Below are 23,260 nucleotides of genomic sequence, written 5' to 3'. Positions count from 1 at the left end.
GCGCAGCGGCCCCAAGATTTTTGAGAGCGCTTCGCACTGGAGCGCCAGCCCGGTCCAGCGGGAGCAAGCTCCCTCGCCACAGTACGATTCACTGAATCGGCGTACACAACTCCACCAGCGTCCCATCCGGGCACCGCACATACGACACCACCTGCCCCCAAGGCTTGGTGCTCGGCGCAGCAAGTTCTGTCGCACCCTCAGCCAGCGCTCTGGCATGAGCCTTTGACACATCCTCGGTAACAAACCCCAACTCCATCCCCAGCGGTTGCCGTGAAGTATGCGCCTCCACATGCCCGCCCTTGAAGTTCATCTCGCCCAACTCATGCGCTGCAAAAGAGAGGGTGGTATCACCGGTATCCAACTCGCCATAGGCCCCCGATTCATGCAGGAAACGGCGACTGAAGCCGAAGGCTTTTTCGAAGAATTGCAGGGATGCAGCGACGTCCGGGACGTAGACGATGGTGTAGGCAAATTTCATGGTTCAGCGGTCCTTGCTGGAGAAAGGGCTCATTAGAGTCAGCGTCGTGCATACCGTCAACGGGAAACTATTTGACATATTTGATTTGTGATCACATATTGGAGCCATAAGAACGACAACACAGGTTTTGACTCATGACAGATGGCCCGCTACTCCTTCCGACCTTGCGCCAGGTGTCCCGCGATACCTTGCAAGACCAGGTCTATCGCCAGATCCGCGAAGCCTTGATGAGTGGTCGTTTCCAGCCCGGCCAGAAACTCACCATCCGCGGCCTCGCCGAAGCCCTCGGCTCCAGCCCCATGCCAGTGCGCGAAGCCCTCCAGCGCCTCAGCGCCGAAAACGCCTTTGAAGTCACCGAAACCTCTCGTCTGCGGGTACGCATGATGACGGTCGAACGCCTGCGGGAAATCCGCGATGCGCGGGTCGCCCTGGAAGGTTTGCTGGCAGAAAAGGCCGTATTGCTCCTGGAAAAAGCCGACCTCGACGAAATCTCCGACCTCTGCCAACAGATGCAACAGGCCGCCGACGAAGTCGACGTTTCCCGCTACCTGTGGACCAACTTCGCCTTTCACCGTCGGATCTATGCCGTCGCCCAGGCCGAATTGACCATGGCCGCCGTGGAAAACTTCTGGCTGCACATGGGCCCGTGTTTTGCCCTGGTCGCCCCCGATAAAGCTCACTTGCAACGCTCGATGGAGGCGCATACGCGCATCGTCGAAGCCCTGGCCGCCCGCGATGGCGCCGGTGCCCGCGCGGCCGTGACCGATGACATCATGCAGGCCGCCGATTCCCTGGCGCGCCTGCTCGTCAAGAACGACCGTTCGCGGTCGTCTGTTTCAGGAGGTAAACGTGCATGAGTATCCTACAGCGGCTGCAGCCTTATCCTGGGTTACGTGTGTTGATTTCCGGCGGGGCTGCCGGCATCGGTGAAGTGTTGGCGGCGGCCTATCTGGAGGCGGGTGCCAAGGTGCATGTGTGTGATGTCAGCGAAGCGGCCCTGGCGGCGTTTCGCGACAAGTACCCGGGCACTGTCGCCACCCGTGCCGACGTGAGCGATGCCGCGCAGATCGAGGCGGTGTTCCAGGTGCAGCGCGAGCAATTCGGCGGGCTGGACGTGCTGGTCAACAACGCCGGGATTGCCGGGCCCACCGGCGGCATCGACGCCATCAGCGATGCCGAGTGGCAAGCCACGATCAATATCAACCTGACGGCGCAATACCGCTTTGCCCACCACGCGGTGCCGATGCTCAAGGAATCGTCCCACGGCCATCTGCTGCATATCGCCTCGGTCGCCGGGCGCCTCGGCTACGCCTGGCGCACGCCATATGCGGCGACCAAATGGGCCATCGTCGGCCTGATGAAATCCCTGGCCTCGGAGCTGGGCGAAAGCGACATCCGCGTCAACGCCTTGCTGCCCGGCATCGTTGAAGGCCCGCGCATGGACGGCGTGATCCGCGCCCGTGCCGAACAGGTCGGTGTGCCGGAAGCCGAGATGCGCCAGGAATACCTGAACAAGATCTCCCTCAAACGCATGGTCACCGCCGAAGACGTCGCGGCCATGGCCTTGTTTCTCTGCTCGCCCGCCGCCCGCAATGTCACCGGCCAGGCGATCAGTGTCGACGGTAACGTCGAGTACCTGTAGGCCGCGTCAGCGTTTAGCCAGGGAAGAACACACAAGTTACACCCGGGATTTTTTTCATAAGAATAAAAGTCGGAGAATCGTCATGTCCAAAAATCGTCCTGTGATCATCACCTGCGCCGTCACCGGTGCCATCCATACGCCGTCGATGTCGCCGCATTTGCCGATCACCGCGCAGGAAATTGCCGACGCCGCCATCGGTGCCGCCGAAGCCGGCGCCGCCATTGTCCACCTGCATGCCCGTGATCCCATCGATGGCCGTCCCAGCCAGGACCCCGCGCTGTTCGCCGAATTCCTGCCGCACATCAAGGCCGCCAGCGATGTGGTGATCAACATCACCACCGGCGGCGCACCGACCATGGGCGTCGAAGAGCGCCTGCAACCGGTGATGCAGTTCAAGCCGGAACTGGCCTCGCTGAACATGGGCTCGATGAACTTCGGCCTGTACGAAATGCTCAACCGCTTCACCGAGTTCAAGCATGACTGGGAGCGTCCGTACCTGGAAGAAAGCGACGACCGGATCTTTCGCAATACCTTCCGCGACATTACCCACATCCTCAATTCCTGCGCCGAGAACCGCACCCGTTTTGAAATCGAGTGCTACGACATCGGCCACCTGTACACCGCCGCCCATTTCCTGGAGCGCGGCCTGCTGAAACCACCGTTGTTTATCCAGTCGGTATTCGGTTTGCGCGGCGGCATCGGCGGGCACCCGGAAGACCTGGCCCATATGCGCCGCACCGCCGACCGCCTGTTTGGCGACGACTACGTGTGGTCGATCCTCGGCGCCGGCCGTGGGCAGATTCCGCTGGCCACCATGGGCCTGTCCATGGGCAGCAACGCCCGGGTCGGCCTGGAGGATTCGCTGTGGGATGGCCCGGGCAAACTGGCCGCGTCCAACGCCGACCAGGTACGGCGCATTCGCACAGTGATCGAAGCCCTCGGCCATCAGGTCGCCACGCCGGATGAAGCGCGGGAAATCCTCGGGCTCAAGGGGCGTGACCAAGTCAATTTCTAAGTGATAAACCGGCCGCGTCACGGCGCGGCCATGCCCATCCCGCACAACAACAAAAAAGGGGATAACACCATGCGTATCGAAGTGCTTGTGGACGTGAAGACCACCCTGGGCGAAGGCCCGGTGTGGGACGTCGAACAACAACGGTTGTACTGGATCGACAGCGCCGACGGCCGAATCCTGCGCTGCACCGAGGATGGCCGCGAACTGCGGGCCTGGGATGTGGGCCAGAAAATCGGCTCCATGGCCCTGCGCCATAGCGGCGAGCAAGCCATCGTCGCCCTGCAAAACGGTGTGCACCTCCTCGACCTCAGCAGCGGCGAACTGGCCCTGGTGATCGACCCGGAACCCGCACTGCCCAACAACCGCCTCAACGACGGCAAGGTCGACCGCCAGGGGCGCTTTGTCTTCGGCTCCATGGACACCCTCGAAGACAGCGCCAGCGCCAAACTCTACCGACTCGACGCGGACCTGAGCCTGCACACCCTGGACGAAGGCATCATCGTGTCCAACGGCCCGTGCTGGAGCCCGGCGGGCGATACGTTCTACTTTTGCGACACTTGGTCCGGCGAGATCTGGGCTTATGACTACGACCCAGCCAGCGGCGCGGTGAGCAATCGACGCACCTTCGCCAAGGTCGATACCAGCGGCGGTGGCGCTGCCGACGGCTGCACCGTGGATGCCGAAGGCTGCCTGTGGCAGGCGCTGGTCTACGCCGGAAAACTGGTGCGCTACACACCCGACGGCCAGGTCGACCGGATCATCCAGATGCCGGTGAAAAAGGTCACCAGCCTGACCTTTGGCGGGCCAAACCTGGACACCCTGTTTGTCACCTCCATGGCCAAGCCACCGTTGCCGCGTTTCCCGGCCGACGGTCAGCAGCGCGGGGCGCTTTTTGCGATCACCGGGCTGGGCGTGCAAGGAATAGCCGAGCGACGGTTCGCCAGCTAGCGCGTTTTTTTCAACAAGGCACTTTCCTTTCGCAACCTTGTGTCAGTGCGCGCCCTCGCGCGCCTGGAGAAACCCATGGCAACCTTGAAAAAAGCCTCGCTGCGCAGTATTCACCGGCACTCCTGGGTGTCGCTGCTGGTGTGCTGGATGATCTGGATCCTCAACGCCTACGACCGTGAGATCGTGCTGCGCCTGGGGCCGACCATCTCCAAGCATTTCGATTTGTCGGCCGACCAGTGGGGCACGATGGCCACGGTGATCATGCTGGCCCTGGCCCTGCTGGATATTCCCGGCTCCATGTGGAGTGACCGCTACGGCGGTGGCTGGAAACGTGCGCGGTTCCAGGTGCCGCTGGTGCTTGGCTACACGGCTATTTCGTTCCTCTCCGGGTTCAAGGCCCTGAGCGGCAACCTCGCGACCTTTATCGCGCTGCGGGTTGGCGTCAACCTCGGCGCAGGCTGGGGCGAGCCGGTGGGCGTGAGCAACACCGCCGAATGGTGGCCGGTGGAGCGTCGTGGTTTTGCCCTTGGCGCGCACCACACCGGTTACCCGATCGGCGCCATGCTCAGTGGCATCGTCGCCAGCTTTGTCATCAGCACCTTCGGTGAAGACAACTGGCGCTACGTGTTCTTCTTCGCGTTCGTGGTGGCGTTGCCGCTGATGATTTTCTGGGCGCGCTATTCCACCGCCGAACGCATCACCGCGCTCTACGTCGACATCGCCGCCAAGGGCATGACCCCGCCGGACAACGCATCGGCCAGCCAAGTGAAGGGCCACGCCTGGCGCACGTTTATCGCCACGTTGCGCAACCGCAATATCGCCCTGACGGCGGGTAATACGATGCTGACCCAAGTCGTGTACATGGGCGTCAATATCGTGCTGCCGGCCTACCTGTACAACATCGCCGGGCTGTCCCTGGCCGAGTCGGCGGGGATGAGCGTGGTGTTCACCTTGACCGGAATTCTCGGGCAACTGGTGTGGCCGTCGCTGTCGGACATCATTGGCCGGCGCGTCACCCTGATCATCTGCGGGGTGTGGATGGCCGCCAGTGTCGGTGCGTTCTACTTCGCCAACACCCTGACCCTGATCATCGTCGTGCAACTGCTGTTCGGCCTGGTGGCCAACGCAGTGTGGCCGATCTACTACGCGGTGGCCTGCGACTCGGCCGAGCCGTCGGCGACCTCCACCGCCAACGGCATCATCACCACCGCGATGTTTATCGGTGGCGGCCTGGCGCCGGTGCTGATGGGCAGCCTGATTGCCATGGGCGGCGGCTGGACCACCTTGCACGGCTACACGGTGTGCTTCTTCGTGATGGCCGGCTGTGCCCTGGGCGGGGCGCTGCTGCAACTGTTTTCCCATCGCCCGCCGGCGCTAGTTGCGCAACTCGAACCCTAGAACAACACCGATGCGTCCCCCAGCCGTTGCGCTGGCGGGGCGCCAAGAGGAATTGCCCGATGAAGACTGCCAACACCGCCCGTGAACCACGGGAGTTGAACAAACTGATGTTCGTCAAGCTGATGCCCTTGCTGATCATCGCCTACGTGCTGAGCTTCCTGGACCGCACCAACATCGCCTTGGCCAAGCACCACCTGGACGTTGACCTGGGGATTTCAGCAGCGGCCTATGGCCTGGGCGCCGGGCTGTTTTTCCTGACCTATGCGCTGTCGGAAATCCCCAGCAACCTGATCATGCACAAGGTCGGCGCGCGGTTCTGGATAGCCCGGATCATGGTGACCTGGGGCCTGATTTCGGCGGCCATGGCGTTCGTCCAGGGTGAGACCTCGTTCTATATCCTGCGCCTGCTGCTGGGCATTGCCGAAGCCGGCCTGTTTCCCGGGGTGATGCTGTACCTCACCTACTGGTTCAACCGCGAGCAACGGGCGCGGGCTACCGGGTATTTCCTGCTCGGCGTGTGTTTTGCCAACATCATCGGTGGCCCGGTGGGCGCGGCGTTGATGCGCATGGACGGGCTGCTCGGCTGGCACGGCTGGCAGTGGATGTTCCTGCTCGAAGGGCTGCCGGCGGTCGCGTTTGCCTGGGTGGTGTGGTGCAAGTTGCCGGACCGTCCGAGCAAGGCGCCATGGCTCTCGGCCGCAGAGGCGCGCGGGATTGAACAGCGCATCGCGATGGAGACCGAAGAGGGCGCAGGCGAGGGCGGGCATTCCCTGAAGAACTGGCTGACACCGCAGATCCTGCTGGCGATCTTTGTGTATTTTTGCCATCAGATCACCATCTACACCGTGATCTTTTTCCTGCCGAGCATCATCAGCAAATACGGCAAATTGAGCACCATGAGCGTCGGCTTGCTGACCTCATTGCCGTGGATTGCCGCAGCGGCCGGCGCTGTGTTGCTGCCGCGCTTTGCGACCACGCCCACCCGTGCCCGGCGGCTGTTGATTACCGGTTTGCTGACCATGGCGTTGGGGCTGGGGATTGCCTCGGTGTCGGGGCCGGTGTTCAGCCTGCTGGGCTTTTGTGTGTCGGCGGTGATGTTCTTTGTGGTGCAGTCGATCATCTTTCTCTACCCGGCCTCGCGCCTCAAGGGCGTGGCGCTGGCGGGCGGGCTGGGCTTCGTCAATGCCTGCGGATTGCTCGGCGGGTTTGTCGGGCCGTCGGTGATGGGCGCGATCGAGATGAGCACCGGCAATGCCACGAATGGCTTGAAAGTGATTGCCGTGGTGCTGGTGGTGGCCGCGTTGGCCGCCTTGCGTTTGCGTCAGGGGCAGGAGCAGGAGCCCGGTCACACCAGCAACGAGGTAGGAAACCCCGAAGCCAGCACCAGGTAAGCCACGACTGCCGCCAGGCACAAACCGACAAATACCCGTAACAGTGTCCTGGCGGTGGGATGAGCGATGAATTTGATGGCCCAGAGCAAAATCCCGGCAATCAGGACGCTCAAGGCAGAAATGACCAGCACGATGGTGTTCTCGCAAGCCTTGGAAGCTGCTTTATAGTCCCAAAGGCCCGTGTTGAACAGTGTGCGCATAGACGCAGGGCCCCGGGTGTTTCTAAACTGCGACTTATCCAGGGCAGTGGGGCGGTCGCCGATGAATCGCAATGAATTACGCAAGGCCGACATCAATTTGATGGTGGTCTTTGAAACCTTGATGCTCGAACGCAACGTGACCCGGGTGGCGGAGAAGCTGTTTCTCGGGCAACCCACCATCAGTTCGGCCCTCAACCGCCTGCGTACGTTGTTCAATGACCCGCTGTTCATTCGTGTCGGCCATCGGATGGAACCTACCGCGCGGGCCGAGGAAATCATCAAGCACCTGTCGCCGGCCCTCGACTCCTTGTCGTCGGCCCTGAGCCTGACCCACGATTTCGACCCGTCCATCAGCACCATGACCTTTCGCATCGGCCTGTCCGATGACGTCGAGTTCGGCCTGCTGCCGCCGCTGCTGCGCGCCTTGCGCCAGGAAGCGCCGCAGGTGGTGTTCGTGGTGCAGCATGTGGATTACTGGCGCATCCCTGACCTGCTGGGTTCCGGGGATATCACCGTCGGCATCACCCAGACCCGCGGCCTGCCGGCCAATGCCAAGCGCAAATTATTGCGGCATATCCGCCCGTGCCTGCTGCGGGCGGATGCCTCGGACAAACCCCTGACCCTCGACGAATATTGCGCACGGCCCCATGTGCTGGTGTCCCACACCGCCAACGTGTCCGGGTTTGCCGATGAGTGGCTGGCGGAAATCGGTCGCAAGCGCCACGTGGTGCTCTCGGTGCCGCAATACAGCGCATTGCCGGCGCTGCTCGCCGGCACCGACATGATCGCCAGCCTGCCGGATTACACCGCCCAGGCCATGGCCGCCGGAGGCAATCTGTTCTGTGAACCGTTCCCGTTCGAAACCCCGACCCTGGACTTGTCGATGGTCTGGCTCAGCCACGTTGACACCGATCCGGCGGAGCGCTGGATGCGTTCGCGGCTGGAGGCGTTCATGAGCGAGCGGGACATGCTGCCGGTGGTCGCACCCAAATCTTGAGATAAAACCTTCAGGGAGATCCAGGCATGGCCCCATCCCGTTCCTTGCTGCGTGGGCGCGGCAGTCATGACAGCGGCAAGGTTGGCATGGTCGAGCTGTTTTTCGACCTGGTGTTCGTGTTTGCCGTGACCCAGTTGTCCCATTCGCTGCTCGCCCACTTGTCCATCGGCGGTGCCGTGCAGGTGGCGTTGATGATGGTCGCGGTGTGGTGGGTGTGGATCTTCACTTCGTGGGTCACCAACTGGCTGGACCCGGAAAAAATCCCGATCCGCATCGGCCTGTTCGGTTTGATGGTGGCGGGCCTGTTGCTGTCCTCGTCGATCCCCAAGGCGTTTACCGATCGCGGGCTGTTGTTCGCCGGCGCCTATGTGTTCATGCAGGTAGGACGCACGCTGTTTGCGTTGTGGGCGGTGCGCGGCGAGTCGCTGAACATGACCCGCAATTTCCAGCGGATCCTGGCGTGGATGCTGTTTTCCGGGGTGTTCTGGATCACCGGTGCGCTGCTCGAAGGCGAGCAGCGTTTAGCCTTCTGGGCCCTGGCGCTGTTGATCGAGTTGATTTCCCCGTCGGTGTATTTCTGGGTGCCCGGGCTTGGGCCCTCGACGCTTGCGGACTGGAATGTGGAAGGCAACCACATGGCCGAACGCTGCGGCCTGTTTGTGATCATCGCCTTGGGTGAGTCGTTGCTGGTGACCGGCGCGACCTTCGCCGAACTGCCCTGGAGCGTGGACGGGCTGGCGGCATTCCTGGTGGCAGTGGTGGGCAGCATCGCCCTGTGGTGGATCTATTTCGACAGCGGCGCCGAGCGCGCCCACCATCGCATTGCCAGCTCTGCCGACCCGGGCCGTCAGGCGCGGATCGCCTACACCTACCTGCATGTATTGATCGTCGCCGGGATTATCGTCAGCGCCGTGGCCGACGAACTGGTGCTGGTGCATCCGGGGCATGCCAGCCAGGCAGGCGTGGTGGCGATCATCGCCGGCCCGTGGTTGTTCCTGCTGGGCAGTGCGCTGTTCAAGTGGGTGATGAGCGACCGGCCGTTGCCACCGTTTTCGCACCTGGGCGGCTTGCTGATGTTACTGGTGTTGCTGCCGCTGGGATTGCAGCAGGTGTTTTCGGCGTTGGTACTGGGGGCGTTGACGTCGGCGGTGTTGGTGATCGTGGCGATCTGGGAAAATCGCTCGCTGCACAGCCTGACCGAAGTTTCACACTGAAAGCGGTCTGATTCCGCCCGGCCCCGTGCTATATGTATGACTCTTTTCCTACAACAACTCGGAGCCTTTCATGCCGCATCTGCATCTGGAATACACCGCCAATCTCACAGAGCTGGCCGTTGAGAAAACCTTGTTGCGGCTCAACAACGTGCTGATGGCGTCCGGGCAGTTCGGTTCCGAGTTCGATATCAAAAGCCGCGCGCTGAAGGTGGAGACATTCCAGGTTGGCACGTCCATCAGCCCGCGCGCTTTTATCGCGGTCAAGCTGTCGCTGCTTAGCGGGCGTTCACCGCAGGTCAAGAAGCAATTGTCGGAAAGCCTGTTGGCGGCGCTGCAGGACCTGGGCGATTGGCCGGCGGATTTGCAGGTTCAGCTCAGCGTCCTGCTGGTAGACATGGATCGCGATTCCTACAGCAAAGTCACCATCGGCTAACTACTTTAGGAGCGAGCTTGCTCGCGAAAAACTAACAGACGACGCGGGGATCCTGAATGCCCGTGTCATCGTTAACGTTCTTCGCGAGCAAGCTCGCTCCTACAAAAAAGTTATAGCAACCCCTGATCCGCGCACACCTTCACCACCTGCTCCCTGAACCACGTGTTGGCGCTGTCCTGCGCGCTGTGTTCATTCCACTGCATATCCAGGGTAAACCCCGGCAAACCGTTCGGCGCTTCGCAATGGCCGAACACGGTCGTGTCTGCCAGCAGCTTCAGCACTCGACGGGGCAAGGTGACGATAAAGTCAGTGCCGGTGATCATCTTCAGCGCCGCGCTGTAGCTGTTGGCGCGGGCGATCACCTGGCGTTTGTGGGACTGGCGCGCCAGCCAGCCGTCGATCATGTTGGTGTCGGAACTCCAGGGCGTGGGGAACACATGGCGCCGGGCGACGAAGGATTGCAGGCTGAACGCCGGTTCCCGGGGCGCCGAGTGTTTGTCGAACACGCACACTAGGTCGTCCTCCAGCAGCATCTGGGTCTTGATGTCCTTGTGCTCGCGATGAAAGTGCGGCCCGAAGCAAATCACCAGGTCCAGACGCCCGTCGCGCAAGGCGTCGGCCGGGACCTCGGTTTCGAGCTTCTGCACGTTGACGATCACCGGCAGGTCGGCGCGGTCGAAGTTTTTCAGCAGGCGCGGCAGGATCAACTGTTCGAAGTATTCTGGGGCGCAGACGTTGAAGGTCACAGCCTTCTGGGTGGGGTCGAACGTTTGGCTGCCGGCATGGCACAGGTTGATGCTTTCGAGGATTTTCTGCACATGCCCGTACATGGTGGCGGCTTTGTACGTAGGACGCATGCCCGCCCGGGTGTTGATAAACAACTCGTCTTCGAAGCTCGTGCGCAGCTTCTTCAGGCTGTAGCTCACGGTGGACTGGCTGACGAACAGGGTTTCGGAAACCTCGGTGACGCTGCTTTGGTCGTAAACAGCGACAAACACCATCAGGTCCTGCATATCGAGCTTTCTAAGCAAGTTGCTGTTTAGCATCCGTTCCGTCCGCAAGCGCTTTGTACCGAACTCGGTACAAGACAATACAAAATGTTAACGGAACGCTCGTACCAATAGAAAGCTCTGTCGGACCTTTCTCTGTTTGAGGTGGGACAAATAATGTTTACAACACGACCTCAGCGAATATGCCGCGCGTAATGCCGGGGATCGAAGCGCAGTACGATCAGCAGCATCACCACCACCACGGCCGTCAGTGACCACCAGGCCCACTCGAAGCTGCCCAGCTGGTCGCGGATCATCCCGGCAATCAGCGGCGACAACCCGGCGATCAGGTAGCCGATGCCCTGCACAAAGGCCGTCAGGCCACCGGCGCGGCGCGGGTTGTCGAGGTGGTCGAGGGACAGGATCAGGCTCATCGGAAACAAGCCGCCAATCCCCAGGCCGAGCAAACACGGCCACAGCAGGCTCAGGTATTGCGGGCTCAGGATCAGCCCGCAGAAGCCGGCGATGATCAGCACCAGCAGCACCGCGACCAAACCCCGCTTGTCCCTCCGGCGGTTGGCGATGGCCGGGGTAATCAAGCCGGAGACCACTTCCATGGCCGTCAAAAAGCCCAGCAACAGGCCGGCGTTCTGTTCACTCCAGCCTTGTTCCACGTAGTACGGCGCCAGCCAGGCCAGTACGCAGGTGTAGGACGCGGTACCGAGGCCGAAGAAAATCGCCAGCAACCAGGCCCGGCGATTGCCGAAGAATGACGCCTGCGGGCCTGCGCCGGCTTGCGGCAGCGGCGGCAGCACCGAGCGTTGGGCGTACCAGAACACCAGCGCCAATACCGCGAGAACCGCCCAGATGGCCAGGCCGATGCGCCAGCTGCCGGTTTGCACCTGGATAAACGGCGAGAACGAAGCGGCGAGGGCCGCGCCGCCCATGATCGCGGTGACGTACAGGCCCATGAACAGGGAAACGTTGTCGCTGAAGCGCGACTTGATCAAGGCGGGCATCAACGCCTGGATCATCGCGATGCCTACGCCGGCGGCAATGGCGCTGAGGATCAGCTCAACCGCCGAGTCCAGGAACAACCGGGAGACGGTGGCCAGGCCGATCACCACCAGCGACAGCACAATGCTGCGATGCTCGCCGAAGCGTTTGGCCACGGCCATGCCAAAAAACATCGCCAGGCCCATGGCCATGACCGGCAGCATGGTCAGCAGGGAGGCCGTGCTGAAACTCAGGGCCACATCGGCGCGAATCGACGACAACAACGGGCCGACGGCGGCCATCGACGGGCGCAGGTTGAGGGCGACCAGCACAACGCTGATCATCAGCCAAACGGCGGTGGCGGGTTTTGCGCGGACGTTTTCCATGGGCGAGCCTTGAACTGACAAGGGCAGTATTAGGCCGGGCGTGGGGGAGGGCGGCAAATGAGAAAGTCGTTGGGGCTATTGAAAAAATGCGTGGGGGCTTTTCTGCCAAGGACTCTTGTGGTGAGGAGCGCTGGTTGTGGTGAGGAGAGCTTGTTGTGGCGAGGGAGCTTGCTCCCGCTGGGCTGCGCAGCGGCCCCAAGATTTTTGAGAGCGCTTCGCACTGGAGCGCCAGCCCGGTCTAGCGGGAGCAAGCTCCCTCGCCACAGTGTTGTGTGGTGGTTTTCAGACCACCCGGATCACATGCTTGATCTCCTGAAACGCCTGCAGCCCCCAGGGCCCCAGTTCCCGGCCAATACTGCTCTGCTTGTAACCACCCCACGCCGTTTGCGGGAAGATCACCTGCGGCGCATTGATCCACACCAAACCCACCTGCAAAGCATTGGCCACTCGCTCAGCCGCTTCCAGGTTGCCACTCAGCACGCTGGCCACCAAACCAAACTCACTGTCATTAGCCAGCGCCACCGCCTCGGCCTCATTGGCAAAACTGCGCACGCACAGCACCGGGCCGAAGATCTCCTCGTTCCACAACGCGCTGTCCAACGGCACTTCAGTGAAGACCGTCGGGCGAATGAAATACCCATGAGGCAAATCCGCCGGGCGCCCGCCGCCACACAGCAGCTTCGCGCCGGCTTGCACGCCACGTTCGATATGCCCCAGCACCCGCTGGTACTGCGCACGGTTGACCAATGCGCCCATTTCCACGTCTTCGGCAAACGGGTCCGCCACGCGAATGCTCTCGGCCCTGGCCTGCAAGCGGGTGAGAAACTCGTCCGCCAGTTCGTCGGCCACCAACACCCGGCTGGTGGCGGAACACATCTGCCCGGCGTTGAAGAAACCACCGCCGCAGGCCAGTTCCACGGCCAGGTCGAGGTCGGCGTCCGCCAGCACCAGCAACGCGGATTTGCCGCCCAGTTCCAGGCTCACACCCTTGACCGTTTCGGCGGCGCGCTGCATCACCTGCACGCCCACGGCATTGCTGCCGGTGAAGGAGATTTTCGCGATCCGTGGGTCAGCCGCCATCGGCGCGCCCACCGCCAGGCCAGTGCCGCAGACCAGGTTGAACACACCGACAGGCAAGCCCACCGAGGCGATGATCCGGGCCAGTTCCAGCTCTGCCAGCGGCGTCACTTCCGAAGGCTTGAGCACCACGCAGCAACCGGCCGCCAGCGCGGGGGCGAGTTTCCAGGCGGTGGTCACCATCGGGAAATTCCACGGCACGATCAGGCCCACCACGCCGCAGGGTTCACGGCGTACGCGGGCGCTGAAGTCCTCGGTGGGCAGCGCCACCGGACGGTCCTGGGTGGCGTCCATTTCGTCGGCCAGGTTCGCGTAATAGGCAAAGGTGGCGATCACGTCATCCACATCGATGCCGGCTTCAAACAGCGGCTTGCCGTTGTTGCTCGATTGCAGTTGCATCAGGTGTTCACGCTCTGCGCTCACACCCTCGGCGATCTTGCGCAACAGCGCGGCGCGGTCGCGGCCGGTGCTTTTCGACCAGTCCGGGAAGGCCGCGCTGGCGGCGCCGATGGCCTCAGTCACCGCGCCTGCATCACCCACGCTCACTTGGGCCAGGGTGGCCTCGGTGGCCGGGTTGATCACGTCCAGCACGTCATGGCCGGCACGCCACGCGCCATTGATAAACAGCCCATTCAATACCGCGCTCATACCGCCACCTCCTTCATCCAAAGCCCCTGGTCGATTTCAATCAGCGTCGGGCCCTGGCGATCAGTCGCGGCACGCAAGGCGCTGCGTAATTCCTCAACACCCTGGATGCGCTGGGCAGCAGCGCCGAGGGCCTTGGCCACGCCGATAAAGTCCGGGGTGTAGATGTCCACGCCCACCGGTTCGATGGCGCGGTTGACCATGTATTTCTTGATCTCCTCATAGCCCTGGTTATTCCACAGCAGCACGATCACCGGCGTGCGCGCTTCCACGGCGCTGGCCAGTTCCGGCAGGGTGAATTGCAGGCCGCCGTCGCCGATCAGGCACACCACCGGCGCACCGTTGCCGCGCCCCAGCCACGCACCGATGGCCGCCGGCAAGGCGTAGCCGAGGGTGCCGTAGCCGGTGGAGGAGTTGAACCAGCGGCGCGGCTGGTCGAGGTTCAGGGTCAGGTTGCCGGTGTACACCGGTTGGGTGGAGTCGCCCACCAGTACGGCGTCGGGCAGTTCGTCCAGGACGGTGTTGAGGAACAAGGTTTGCGCGCGGGTGGCGGCGTCCCAGGTGGGTTCCAGTTCGCTCCACAGGCGGGCGACGCGGCGGGCGCCCCAGTTGCTGTCCCGGGCGGCCAGGGGTTTGTTGCCCAGCTCGGCAAGCAGTGCCTGCGCAGCGATTTGCGCGTCGGCTACCAGCGCGACTTGCGGCGGGTAATTGCGCACGGTCTGGTCGGAATCGATGTCGATGCGCAGCAGGGCGCCGGGAATGTCGAAGCCGCCGGCGAAGGTCACGTCGTAGTCGGTTTCCGCCAGCTCGGTGCCGATCGCCAGCACCACGTCTGCCTCGGCCACCAGCGCGCGGGTGGCGACCAGGGTTTGGGTCGAGCCGATCAGCAGCGGGTGGTTGGCGGCCAGCATGCCCTTGGCATTGATGGTCAGCGCCACCGGAGCGCCGAGGGCTTCGGCCAGTTGCGTCAACTCGGGTGCTGCGTCGATGGCGCCACCACCGGCGAGAATCAGCGGGCGTTTTGCCGCCGCCAGCAACTGGCTCATCTGCTTGACCGCCGACGGCGCAGCGCCAGCGCGGGAAACGCTGACCGGTTCGCTGCCGAGCAACGCGTCGGCGTTTTCCACCAGCACGTCCAGCGGGATTTCGATGTGCACCGGGCGCGGTCGTCCGGCCTGGAACAGCGCAAATGCCCGGGCCAGTACACCGGGCAACTCGGCCGCCGACATCAAGGTATGGGAGAACGCCGCCACGCCCGCGATCATCGCGTTCTGGTTCGGCAGCTCGTGCAGCTTGCCGCGCCCGCCGCCCAGCTGGCTGCGGGACTGCACGCTGGAGATCACCAGCATCGGGATCGAGTCGGCGTAGGCCTGGCCCATGGCGGTGGTGATGTTGGTCATGCCGGGGCCGGTGATGATGAAGCACACGCCGGGCTTGCCGCTGGTGCGCGCATAGCCGTCGGCCATGAAACCGGCGCCCTGTTCGTGGCGCGGGGTGACGTGGCGGATGCTCGAGCGCGCCAGGCCCCGGTAGAGTTCCACGGTGTGCACGCCGGGGATGCCAAACACCTGGTCCACGCCGTAGCCTTCCAGCAGGTTGACCAATACTTCGCCGCAGGTCGCCATTGTCGTCGCTCTTATTGTTGATAAAGGCCCGTATTGGAACGGCTGGCCCGTAGCGGCAACAATCGATAAAAAGTCATACTAGCCATGTCCTCACGTCATGGCTGCGCCCTTATGAAACGTCTTCCGCCGCTGCCGGCCCTGCACACCTTTTGGGTCACGGCCCAGTGCTGCAACTTCACCCGAGCCGCCGAGCAATTGCACATCACCCAGGGCGCGGTGAGTCGGCAGATCGCCGGGCTGGAAAGTCATCTGGGCTATGCGCTGTTCCAGCGCCAGGCTCGTGGCTTGAGCCTCACCGAAGAGGGCCGCGAATGGTCACTGCGGGCGCAGCAGGTGTTCGGCTTGATCGGTGAAGCGGTAGAGCAGATCGGCACCCGCCGCGAGACCTTGCAGCTCAAGGCCTCCACCTGCGTGATGCGCTGGCTTCTTCCACGGCTGATGCAGTGGCAGCAGGAACGCCCGGATGTGCCGGTGGAGTTGACCACCACCGTGGCCTACACCGTCGACTTTCGCCGCGAGCAGTTCGATGCCGCGGTGATCTACGCGCCGATTGCCGAGCAGTCGGCCCAGGCCCGGCATCTGTTCGATGAGCGCCTGACACCGGTGTGCGCGCCGGCCTTGCTCGGTGACTTGCACACGCCCGCCGATTTGCAGCAACAGGTGTTGTTGCACCCTACGCGGGATGAGCGCGATTGGGCGTTGTGGTTGAAAGCGGCGAATACACGCTTGAGCAATCTGGCCCAGGGGCATCATTTTGAAACCCTGGACCTGGCGATGACGGTGGCGTCCCAAGGCTCGGGCGTGGCAATTGGCGACAGCGCGCTGATTGGCGAGGACCTGAAGGCGGGGCGGTTGGCCACGCCGTTTGAACTACGGGTGCCGACGGGGATGGGGTATTACCTGGTGTACCCGCCGGGCACTGAGCCCTCGGCGGGGTTGGAGCAGCTTATGGACTGGCTGGTGAGCCAGGCACAGTCGCCGTCACAATGAAGATCAAAATGTGGGAGGGGGCTTGCTCGCGAAGGCGCCGGGTCAGCCAATACATCTGTTGACTGACACACCGCATTCGCGAGCAAGCCCGCTCCCACATTTTTAGTGCGCGTCAGCCTTAGTAGCCGACGGTGAACCGCTGGCGTGAATGCTTCGGTGTTTCCACTTCATCAATCAGCGCAATCGCGAAATCGGCAAAGCTGATCCAACTGCGGCCTTCACTGCTCACCAGCAATTCATCCCGGCCCAGGCGGAATGTGCCGGTGCGTGCGGTCTCCACGAACTCCGCCGAAGGTGACAGGAAGGTCCAGTCCAGGTCTTTTTCCTGGCGCAGGGTATCGAGGAAAACACTGCCGGCGTTGGCTTCGGCTTTGTATTCCTCGGGGAAGCCCGGGCTGTCGATCACTCGGCTGCCGCCCGGCAACAACAGCGAACCGGCACCGCCGACCACCAGCAGGCGCTTCACGCCGGCTTTTTTCACCGGGTTGATCACCGCTTCCGGCGGCAGGGTGGCGAAGTGCGCCGCACTGATCACCACGTCGTTGCCGCGGATGGCCTGTTCCAGCGCCTGGGCATCCAGCGCATCGACTTGCTTGGCGGTGACGCCAGGGCGCGCGCCGATCTTGTCGGTATTACGTGCGATGGCCGTGACGGTGTGCCCGCGACGCAGCGCTTCTTCCAGCAGTTGGCTACCGGCACGACCGGTGGCACCAATGATTGCGATCTTGCTCATGACGTTCTCCAGTACGGTTAAGGGTTGAATCAACTCACCACTGCATTTCGCCCTTGGCGACTTTGGCGCCCAGTTCCAGGGTGCTCTCGTCACCCAGGTTCGGGTAACGCTTTTGCATCGCCGCAATCAGGGCGGCGGAGTCCTTGGCCTTGGCGGTTTCTTCGTCAAAGGCCTTGATGTAGTCGGCGGTGAACGCCACGGATTTGAGCGACGGCGTGCCCAGGTAGTGACCCGGAATCACCGTGCGCGGTTTCAAGTCCTGGATACGTTGCAGGGTGGCCAGCCAATCGGTGTGGGACTTCGCGGTCTGCGTATCGGCCATCCACACATGAATGTTTTCCGCGACGACTACACCACCGACCACCGCCTTGATCGACGGGATCCACACAAAGGTGCGGTCCGGTTGTGCGCCGTCGAGGCCGATCACCTCCAACTGCTTGCCTTCGAGGGTCAGGCTGTGGCCCTCAAGCACCTGGGGAATGACGGCTTTGCCAGGCTTGTCCGCGCCCAGTTTCGGGCCCCAGAACGCCAGTTTGTGTTCAACGGTGGCCTTGATATGGTCCACCACCGGCTGCGGTGCCAGGACTTTGGCCTGGGGGAAGGCGGCGGTCAGGGTATCGAGGCCGAAGTAGTAGTCCGGGTCGCCGTGGCTGATGTAGATGGTAGTCAGGCGCTTGCCGCTGGCGCGGATTTTTTGCACCAGTTGCTCGGCCTGGGTCTTGCCGAATTGGGCGTCCACCAGGATCGCATCTTTGTCGCCGCTGACCAGTACCGAGGTGACCGGCATCATCGCGGTTTCGCCCGGGTTGTAGGCGTCCAGAGTCAAGTCGGCCGCCATGGCGTGCGCGGCGAAGGCCAGGGAGGCGGCGGCCAGGGCCACGCGCTTGAGCGGGGAGAATCCAAACATGTGCAGCTCCAGTCATGGGTAAGGTGTGGACAGAGCTTAGTTGCACCAAACGCTACAAAAAATGCGATGCTTGGACATAGTTTGTTTCTAAAAGCGGGCAAATCATGGATCGTCTTCAAGCAATGCGGGTGTTTGTCGCGGTGGTGGACTTGGGCAGCCAGTCGGCGGCAGCCGACCATCTGGACCTGTCGCGCCCGGTGGTGTCGCGCTACCTGGCGGAGCTGGAAGACTGGGTCGGCGCGCGCCTGATGCACCGCACCACCCGCAAGCTCAGCCTGACCGCCGCCGGCAGCGAAACCCTGCCCCGTTGCCGGCAGATGCTGGAGTTGTGCAGCGACATGCAGGCCGCCGTCAGCGAACCCGACGAAGCGCCTCGCGGCCTGCTGCGCCTGAGTGTCAGCACCTCGTTCGGCCAGGCGCAACTGGCCGATGCCATGGCCGAATACGTCAAGCGCTACCCGCTGGTCAACATCGATATGCAGATGCTTGATCGCACGGTGAACCTGGTGGATGAGCGCATCGACCTGGCGATCCGCACCAGCTTCGAACTGGACCCCAACCTGATCGCCCGCCGCCTCACGCTGTGCCGTTCGGTGATCTGCGCATCGCCCGCTTACCTGCTGGAGCATCCGCAACCGCGGCAGGTACAGGACCTGGCCCGGCACAATTGCCTGACCCACTCCTACTTCGGCAAAAGCCTGTGGCACTTCATGGAGAACGGCGAGCCGGTGTCGGTGCCGGTGCAGGGCAATATCAGCGCCAACGAGGCCAGTACCTTATTGCGGGTGACGCTGGCGGGGGCAGGGGTGTCGCGGCTGCCGAGTTATCAGGCGGGCGACTACATCCGCAGCGGCGAGTTGATTCGCTTGTTGCCCGAGGCCGAGCCGCAGCAGATGAACATCTACGCGGTGTACGCCTCGCGCAAGCATATGCCGGCGGCGCTGCGCAGCCTGCTGGATTTCCTGGTATTGAGGTTTCCGGAAGAGCCGGTGTGGGACGTCGGTCTCTAAGCCTGCATAAACAGGTTGAATGTCGCCCGATAATGGCGACTTGCCCCAGCTGACCTATGCTTATCAAAGCACCTTCTTGATCGGATCAGAGGTCAGCATCATGTCGATCAAAACAAGAAAGTACCTGATGATTTTCACCCTGTGCGCCGCCGCCACCGCGCTCTATGGCACTGCCGCCTACCGCGTCGAACAGACCCGCATGCAGCCGGGCTTCGCCTCCAGCTGCAATCACGGTCAATGCGTAGGCCACATGGCCGCTTTCAGTTCGCTTCGCTAGCGTCCTGGTCGGCTTTCAACTGCTCCCGAAACGCCTTCGGGGAGAACCCGACGCGTCGGCGAAACAGCCGTGAGAAGTTGGTCGGGTCGGAAAAGCCCAACACCTCCGACATTTCATTGATGGTCATGCTGGTGTAGGTCAGCAGGCGCTTGGCTTCCAGCAACTGGCGGTCGTGCATGATCTGCAACGCAGGCTGCCCGCCCAACTCCCGACACGTACCGTTCAGGTGTGAGACCGAGATCCCGAGCTTGTGGGCCAGGTCTTCGATTTTCGGGTGCTCGCGATAATGTTGCTCTACCAGCTGGGTGAACCGGCGGAAGTATTCGCGGCCCCGCGGTGCCCGTGGATGGCGGCGCTGGATGGCCTGGCGGCTGATCCACACCAGCAGCACGCTGACCAGGGCGTGCATCATCATGTCCCGCGCCGGTTGGTCGCTGGCGTATTCCTCCTGCAGGCGCGCAAACAGGCTGTTGAGGTAGTCACTGTCGTTGCCGGCAGGGTAGCTGCCCAGGGCATTCAGGCCATCCAGCGCCGCGCCCAGTTGCCCCTGCAGGTGCGCCATCAGCGGCGCGGCCAGGGTGACCACAAACCCCTCGACGTCTTCGGAAAAGCGAAAGCCATGCACGCATAACGGCGGCAGCACCTGCAGCGTCGATTCATTCAGGGTGCTGCGCTGCCCCTCGATCTCCAGTTGTGCCTGGCCTTTGTGCACGTAAAGCAACTGGCACAGGTCCGCATGCCGGTGGGGCTGGATTTCCCACTGGTACTCACGGCTGCGCCGGGAGATGGTTTCACAGTGCAACAAATCCGGGGTCGGCCATTGCTGGCTCTCACCGTAGAGTTTGAACACTGGAATCGCGGCACTGGCAGTTTTGGTCATGGCTTCATCCGATACTTCGGGAGAGTTGTGCGGTAATCGCCCCAATTGGCGAAAAGCGCAGCTTTGGGCTCAGTTTTCACCTTCTTATGCCGGGCACTCAAGTGAAAAATGCCAGCAACACCTTCAATGACAACTCTTTCACCGGATACGTTCGGGTGAAGCTTGCGGGCCATAAAAATAATGAAAACGCTGAAAACCCAAGTCGCCATCATCGGCGCCGGTCCCTCGGGGCTGCTGCTCGGTCAACTGTTGCACAACGCCGGGATCGAAACCCTGATTCTTGAGCGCCAGACGCCGGATTACGTGCAAGGGCGCATCCGTGCCGGGGTGCTGGAACAAGGCATGGTCGACCTGCTGCGCCAGGCCGGCGTGAGTGCGCGGATGGATGCCGAAGGCCTGGTGCATGAGGGCTTTGAGCTGGCGCTGAATGGGCAACTGACCCATATCGACCTCAAGACGCTGACCGGCGGCAAGACGGTGATGATCTACGGGCAAACCGAAGTCACCCGCGACCTGATGGCCGCGCGCCAGGCCAGCGGCGCGATAACGTTGTATGAAGCCGGCAACGTGCAGCCCCATGATCTGAAAAGCCCGGAGCCGTGGCTGAGCTTCGAACATAAAGGCGAGCATTACCGGCTGGACTGCGACTACATCGCTGGCTGCGATGGTTTTCACGGTGTGGCGCGCCAGTCGATTCCCACCGAGGCATTGAAAGTCTTTGAACGGGTCTATCCGTTTGGCTGGCTGGGCATCCTCGCCGACACCCCGCCGATCCACGATGAACTGGTGTACGCCAAACACGAACGTGGCTTTGCCCTGTGCAGCATGCGTTCACCGACCCGCAGCCGTTATTACCTGCAGGTGCCGGCCGATGAGTCGGTGGACGACTGGTCCGATGAGCGCTTCTGGGATGAACTGAAAACCCGTTTGCCCAACTCACTCACCGAGCAACTGGTGACCGGCCCGTCCATCGAAAAGAGCATCGCGCCGCTGCGCAGTTTTGTGGTGGAGCCGATGCAGTACGGCCGCCTGTTCCTGCTCGGCGACGCGGCCCACATTGTGCCGCCCACCGGCGCCAAGGGTTTGAACCTGGCGGCCAGCGATGTCAGCACCTTGTTCAATATCCTGCTCAAGGTGTACCGCGAGGGCCGAGTGGAATTGCTGGAGAAGTACTCGCAGATTTGCCTGCGGCGGATCTGGAAGGCCGAACGGTTTTCCTGGTGGATGACCTCGATGTTGCACCAATTCCCTGAGGCGGACGGCTTCAGCCAGCGCATCGCCCAGAGCGAACTGGAATACTTCGTCGACTCCGAAGCCGGTCGTAAAACCATTGCAGAAAATTACGTCGGACTTCCTTACGAGGCTATCGAATAGTCAGCTATCTAGTACACTGACGAGCATTCCCGTGGGCCTCCTTTTCCCGCGGGCCCTTGCTCGCAGGTTCTGCCGTGACCAACCTCAATCAGCCCGCCACACCCGCCGTGCGCAGTGTCCTTGTCGCCTTGATGATGGCGATCTTTCTCGGGGCTTTGGACCAGACCATCGTCGCCGTCTCCATGCCGGCGATTTCCGCCCAGTTCCATGACGTCAACCTGCTGGCCTGGGTGATCTCCGGCTACATGGTGGCGATGACCGTGGCGGTGCCGATCTACGGCAAGCTCGGCGACTTGTACGGGCGCCGGCCAATGATGCTGATCGGCATGGGGCTGTTCACCCTCGCGTCACTGTTCTGCGGCATGGCCCAGAGCATGGAGCAACTGGTGCTGGCGCGGATCCTCCAGGGCATCGGTGCTGGCGGGATGATTTCGGTCAGCCAGGCGATTATCGGCGACATTATTCCGCCCCGTGAGCGCGGGCGCTACCAGGGTTACTTCAGCAGCATGTACGCGGTGGCGAGCGTGGCCGGCCCGGTGTTGGGCGGCTACATGACCGAGTACCTGTCGTGGCGCTGGGTGTTCCTGATCAACCTGCCGCTGGGCGCGGGCGCCTGGTGGGTGGCCCATCGCACGCTGGTGGGGCTGCCGGTGCCGCAACGCAAGCCGGTGATCGACTACCTCGGCACCTTGCTGATGATCGTCGGTTTGACGGCGCTGTTGCTGGGTATCACCGAAATCGGCCAGGGCCATCATTGGCGCGACGATGAAGTGCTGGGGCTGTTGGTCTGTGCCGTGGTGGCGTTGACGGTGTTTGTGTGGCACGAGCGTCGGGCGCGGGAGCCCTTGTTGCCGATGCACCTGTTTGCCAACCGCAGCGCGGTGTTGTGCTGGTGCACGATTTTCTTTACCAGTTTCCAGGCGATTTCCCTCACGGTGCTGATGCCGCTGCGCTACCAGACCGTCACCGGTTCCGGTGCCGACAGTGCCGCCTTGCATTTGCTGCCGCTGGCGATGGGCTTGCCGATGGGGGCGTATTTTGCCGGGCGCATGACCTCGGTGACCGGGCGTTATAAACCGATGATCCTGATTGGCGCCTTCCTGAGCCCGATCGCGATTTTCGGCATGGCGTTGAGTGCGCCTCAGGCGGTGGCGGTCACCAGTCTGTTTATGTTGCTGTGCGGGATTGCCGCCGGGATGCAGTTTCCGACTTCCCTGGTGGGTACGCAGAACTCGGTGGAGCAGCGGGATATCGGGGTGGCGACCAGCACCACCAACCTGTTCCGTTCCCTGGGCGGTGCGGTTGGGGTGGCATGCATGTCGGCGCTGTTGCTGGCGTTGTTGCAGGACTCCAGTTTTGCGCACCTGGCCAGTGGGGCGCTGGTCGCGGAGGGGAGTTCGGGGAATGTGCTGCTGGATGGCTTGAATGCGGCGCCTGGGCCGGCGCAGGATGCCTTGCGGGGGGAGTTGTTGATTACCTTCAGGCATTTGCTGATGGTCAGTGCCGGGGTGTCGTTGTTGGGGTTGGCGGCGGCGATTGCCATGCCTAATCGCGTGTTGCGGGGTCGGGAAGACAAGGCCAAATAGTCGAAAAAATGAAGATTAAATGTGGGAGCGGGCTTGCTCGCGAATGCGGTCTGTCAGTTGATAAATAGG

General features: G+C 62.5%; 23 protein-coding genes. 14 read left to right on the top strand and 9 right to left on the bottom strand.

From position 1 onward, the window contains the following. Positions 1 to 88: 88 nt before the first annotated feature. On the bottom strand, positions 89 to 478 hold the full coding sequence (locus ACW9I6_RS18525) for a VOC family protein (RefSeq protein WP_177050413.1): 390 nt from the start codon (positions 476 to 478) through the stop codon (positions 89 to 91). A gap of 134 nt (positions 479 to 612) precedes the next feature. Between ACW9I6_RS18525 and ACW9I6_RS18520 the strand changes: the two genes are divergently transcribed. The 6 genes from ACW9I6_RS18520 to ACW9I6_RS18495 all read left to right on the top strand — a co-directional run bounded on the left by ACW9I6_RS18520 (position 613) and on the right by ACW9I6_RS18495 (position 6,872). Beyond that, positions 613 to 1,335 carry a GntR family transcriptional regulator gene (locus ACW9I6_RS18520; RefSeq protein ID WP_003211913.1) on the top strand — a complete coding sequence of 241 codons (723 nt, stop codon included), beginning with the start codon at positions 613 to 615 and terminating at the stop codon, positions 1,333 to 1,335. Continuing rightward, positions 1,332 to 2,120: an SDR family oxidoreductase gene (locus ACW9I6_RS18515; protein WP_177019685.1), complete on the top strand. Its 789-nt coding sequence runs from the start codon at positions 1,332 to 1,334 to the stop codon at positions 2,118 to 2,120. Before ACW9I6_RS18520 ends, ACW9I6_RS18515 begins: the two co-directional genes overlap by 4 nt. An 82-nt stretch (positions 2,121 to 2,202) precedes the next feature. Further along, the gene (locus ACW9I6_RS18510; protein ID WP_008437904.1) at positions 2,203 to 3,135 is read left to right on the top strand and encodes a BKACE family enzyme; all 933 of its coding nucleotides are present in this window, start codon (positions 2,203 to 2,205) and stop codon (positions 3,133 to 3,135) included. Between the two features lie 69 nt (positions 3,136 to 3,204). Further along, positions 3,205 to 4,083 carry an SMP-30/gluconolactonase/LRE family protein gene (locus tag ACW9I6_RS18505; protein ID WP_177050411.1) on the top strand — a complete coding sequence of 293 codons (879 nt, stop codon included), beginning with the start codon at positions 3,205 to 3,207 and terminating at the stop codon, positions 4,081 to 4,083. Positions 4,084 to 4,158: 75 nt separating this feature from the next. Then, positions 4,159 to 5,481: an MFS transporter gene (locus tag ACW9I6_RS18500; protein ID WP_457339640.1), complete on the top strand. Its 1,323-nt coding sequence runs from the start codon at positions 4,159 to 4,161 to the stop codon at positions 5,479 to 5,481. 59 nt (positions 5,482 to 5,540) lie between these two features. Further along, positions 5,541 to 6,872: an MFS transporter gene (locus ACW9I6_RS18495; protein WP_457339639.1), complete on the top strand. Its 1,332-nt coding sequence runs from the start codon at positions 5,541 to 5,543 to the stop codon at positions 6,870 to 6,872. Here the strand turns inward: ACW9I6_RS18495 and ACW9I6_RS18490 are convergent. After that, positions 6,827 to 7,072, bottom strand: coding sequence for a hypothetical protein (locus tag ACW9I6_RS18490; RefSeq protein ID WP_177008925.1), 246 nt, complete (start codon positions 7,070 to 7,072; stop codon positions 6,827 to 6,829). The two genes, ACW9I6_RS18495 and ACW9I6_RS18490, sit on opposite strands and share 46 nt — an antisense overlap. A 61-nt stretch (positions 7,073 to 7,133) precedes the next feature. On the opposite strand from ACW9I6_RS18490, the gene ACW9I6_RS18485 reads away from it, so the two are divergent. The 3 genes from ACW9I6_RS18485 (at position 7,134) to ACW9I6_RS18475 (ending at position 9,716) form a co-directional block, all read left to right on the top strand. After that, a complete protein-coding gene (locus ACW9I6_RS18485) occupies positions 7,134 to 8,069 on the top strand; it encodes a LysR substrate-binding domain-containing protein (protein WP_003211897.1) in 936 nt (311 codons plus the stop codon). A 26-nt stretch (positions 8,070 to 8,095) separates the two neighbouring features. Next, positions 8,096 to 9,283 (top strand): low temperature requirement protein A, encoded by a 1,188-nt coding sequence (locus tag ACW9I6_RS18480; protein ID WP_008437907.1) that lies wholly within the window; start codon positions 8,096 to 8,098, stop codon positions 9,281 to 9,283. Positions 9,284 to 9,353: 70 nt separating this feature from the next. Next, positions 9,354 to 9,716 carry a 5-carboxymethyl-2-hydroxymuconate Delta-isomerase gene (locus ACW9I6_RS18475; RefSeq protein WP_177066763.1) on the top strand — a complete coding sequence of 121 codons (363 nt, stop codon included), beginning with the start codon at positions 9,354 to 9,356 and terminating at the stop codon, positions 9,714 to 9,716. A gap of 110 nt (positions 9,717 to 9,826) precedes the next feature. On the opposite strand, the gene ACW9I6_RS18470 is transcribed toward ACW9I6_RS18475, so the two are convergent. The 4 genes from ACW9I6_RS18470 to ACW9I6_RS18455 form a co-directional block, all read right to left on the bottom strand. Further along, positions 9,827 to 10,762, bottom strand: a complete 936-nt coding sequence (locus ACW9I6_RS18470; RefSeq protein ID WP_023659100.1) for a LysR family transcriptional regulator — start codon at positions 10,760 to 10,762, stop codon at positions 9,827 to 9,829. 137 nt (positions 10,763 to 10,899) lie between these two features. Further along, a complete protein-coding gene (locus ACW9I6_RS18465; protein WP_457339638.1) occupies positions 10,900 to 12,087 on the bottom strand; it encodes a cyanate transporter in 1,188 nt (395 codons plus the stop codon). Positions 12,088 to 12,369: 282 nt separating this feature from the next. Then, entirely contained in the window at positions 12,370 to 13,812 is a 1,443-nt protein-coding gene (locus tag ACW9I6_RS18460; RefSeq protein ID WP_457339637.1) for an aldehyde dehydrogenase family protein, read from the bottom strand. Further along, positions 13,809 to 15,434 carry a 5-guanidino-2-oxopentanoate decarboxylase gene (locus tag ACW9I6_RS18455; protein WP_134325899.1) on the bottom strand — a complete coding sequence of 542 codons (1,626 nt, stop codon included), beginning with the start codon at positions 15,432 to 15,434 and terminating at the stop codon, positions 13,809 to 13,811. The genes ACW9I6_RS18460 and ACW9I6_RS18455 overlap by 4 nt, the downstream gene beginning before the upstream one ends. Positions 15,435 to 15,545: 111 nt before the next feature. Here ACW9I6_RS18455 and ACW9I6_RS18450 point away from each other — a divergent pair, with 111 nt between their 5' ends. After that, positions 15,546 to 16,424: a LysR substrate-binding domain-containing protein gene (locus ACW9I6_RS18450; protein WP_177028549.1), complete on the top strand. Its 879-nt coding sequence runs from the start codon at positions 15,546 to 15,548 to the stop codon at positions 16,422 to 16,424. Positions 16,425 to 16,542: 118 nt separating this feature from the next. Here the strand turns inward: ACW9I6_RS18450 and ACW9I6_RS18445 are convergent, their stop codons facing one another. After that, on the bottom strand, positions 16,543 to 17,157 hold the full coding sequence (locus ACW9I6_RS18445) for an NAD(P)-dependent oxidoreductase (protein ID WP_457339636.1): 615 nt from the start codon (positions 17,155 to 17,157) through the stop codon (positions 16,543 to 16,545). 34 nt (positions 17,158 to 17,191) lie between these two features. After that, positions 17,192 to 18,064 carry an MBL fold metallo-hydrolase gene (locus ACW9I6_RS18440; RefSeq protein WP_102368312.1) on the bottom strand — a complete coding sequence of 291 codons (873 nt, stop codon included), beginning with the start codon at positions 18,062 to 18,064 and terminating at the stop codon, positions 17,192 to 17,194. 104 nt (positions 18,065 to 18,168) lie between these two features. Between ACW9I6_RS18440 and ACW9I6_RS18435 the strand changes: the two genes are divergently transcribed. Together ACW9I6_RS18435 and ACW9I6_RS18430 are read left to right on the top strand one after the other, a co-directional pair. Then, positions 18,169 to 19,074: a LysR family transcriptional regulator gene (locus ACW9I6_RS18435; RefSeq protein WP_003210653.1), complete on the top strand. Its 906-nt coding sequence runs from the start codon at positions 18,169 to 18,171 to the stop codon at positions 19,072 to 19,074. 100 nt (positions 19,075 to 19,174) lie between these two features. Then, positions 19,175 to 19,351: a hypothetical protein gene (locus ACW9I6_RS18430; protein WP_162835184.1), complete on the top strand. Its 177-nt coding sequence runs from the start codon at positions 19,175 to 19,177 to the stop codon at positions 19,349 to 19,351. Here the strand turns inward: ACW9I6_RS18430 and ACW9I6_RS18425 are convergent. Continuing rightward, positions 19,335 to 20,231, bottom strand: coding sequence for a helix-turn-helix domain-containing protein (locus tag ACW9I6_RS18425; RefSeq protein ID WP_003210655.1), 897 nt, complete (start codon positions 20,229 to 20,231; stop codon positions 19,335 to 19,337). The genes ACW9I6_RS18430 and ACW9I6_RS18425 overlap by 17 nt on opposite strands. Positions 20,232 to 20,420: 189 nt before the next feature. On the opposite strand from ACW9I6_RS18425, the gene pobA reads away from it, so the two are divergent. Both pobA and ACW9I6_RS18415 read left to right on the top strand, forming a co-directional pair. Beyond that, positions 20,421 to 21,605, top strand: coding sequence for a 4-hydroxybenzoate 3-monooxygenase (gene pobA / locus ACW9I6_RS18420; protein WP_457339641.1), 1,185 nt, complete (start codon positions 20,421 to 20,423; stop codon positions 21,603 to 21,605). Between the two features lie 74 nt (positions 21,606 to 21,679). Beyond that, the gene (locus ACW9I6_RS18415; protein ID WP_003210657.1) at positions 21,680 to 23,191 is read left to right on the top strand and encodes an MDR family MFS transporter; all 1,512 of its coding nucleotides are present in this window, start codon (positions 21,680 to 21,682) and stop codon (positions 23,189 to 23,191) included. Positions 23,192 to 23,260 lie beyond the last annotated feature (69 nt).

This window comes from Pseudomonas sp. SDO5522_S412, assembly GCF_054071215.1.
This window is presented reverse-complemented; position numbering and strand designations above follow the sequence as displayed.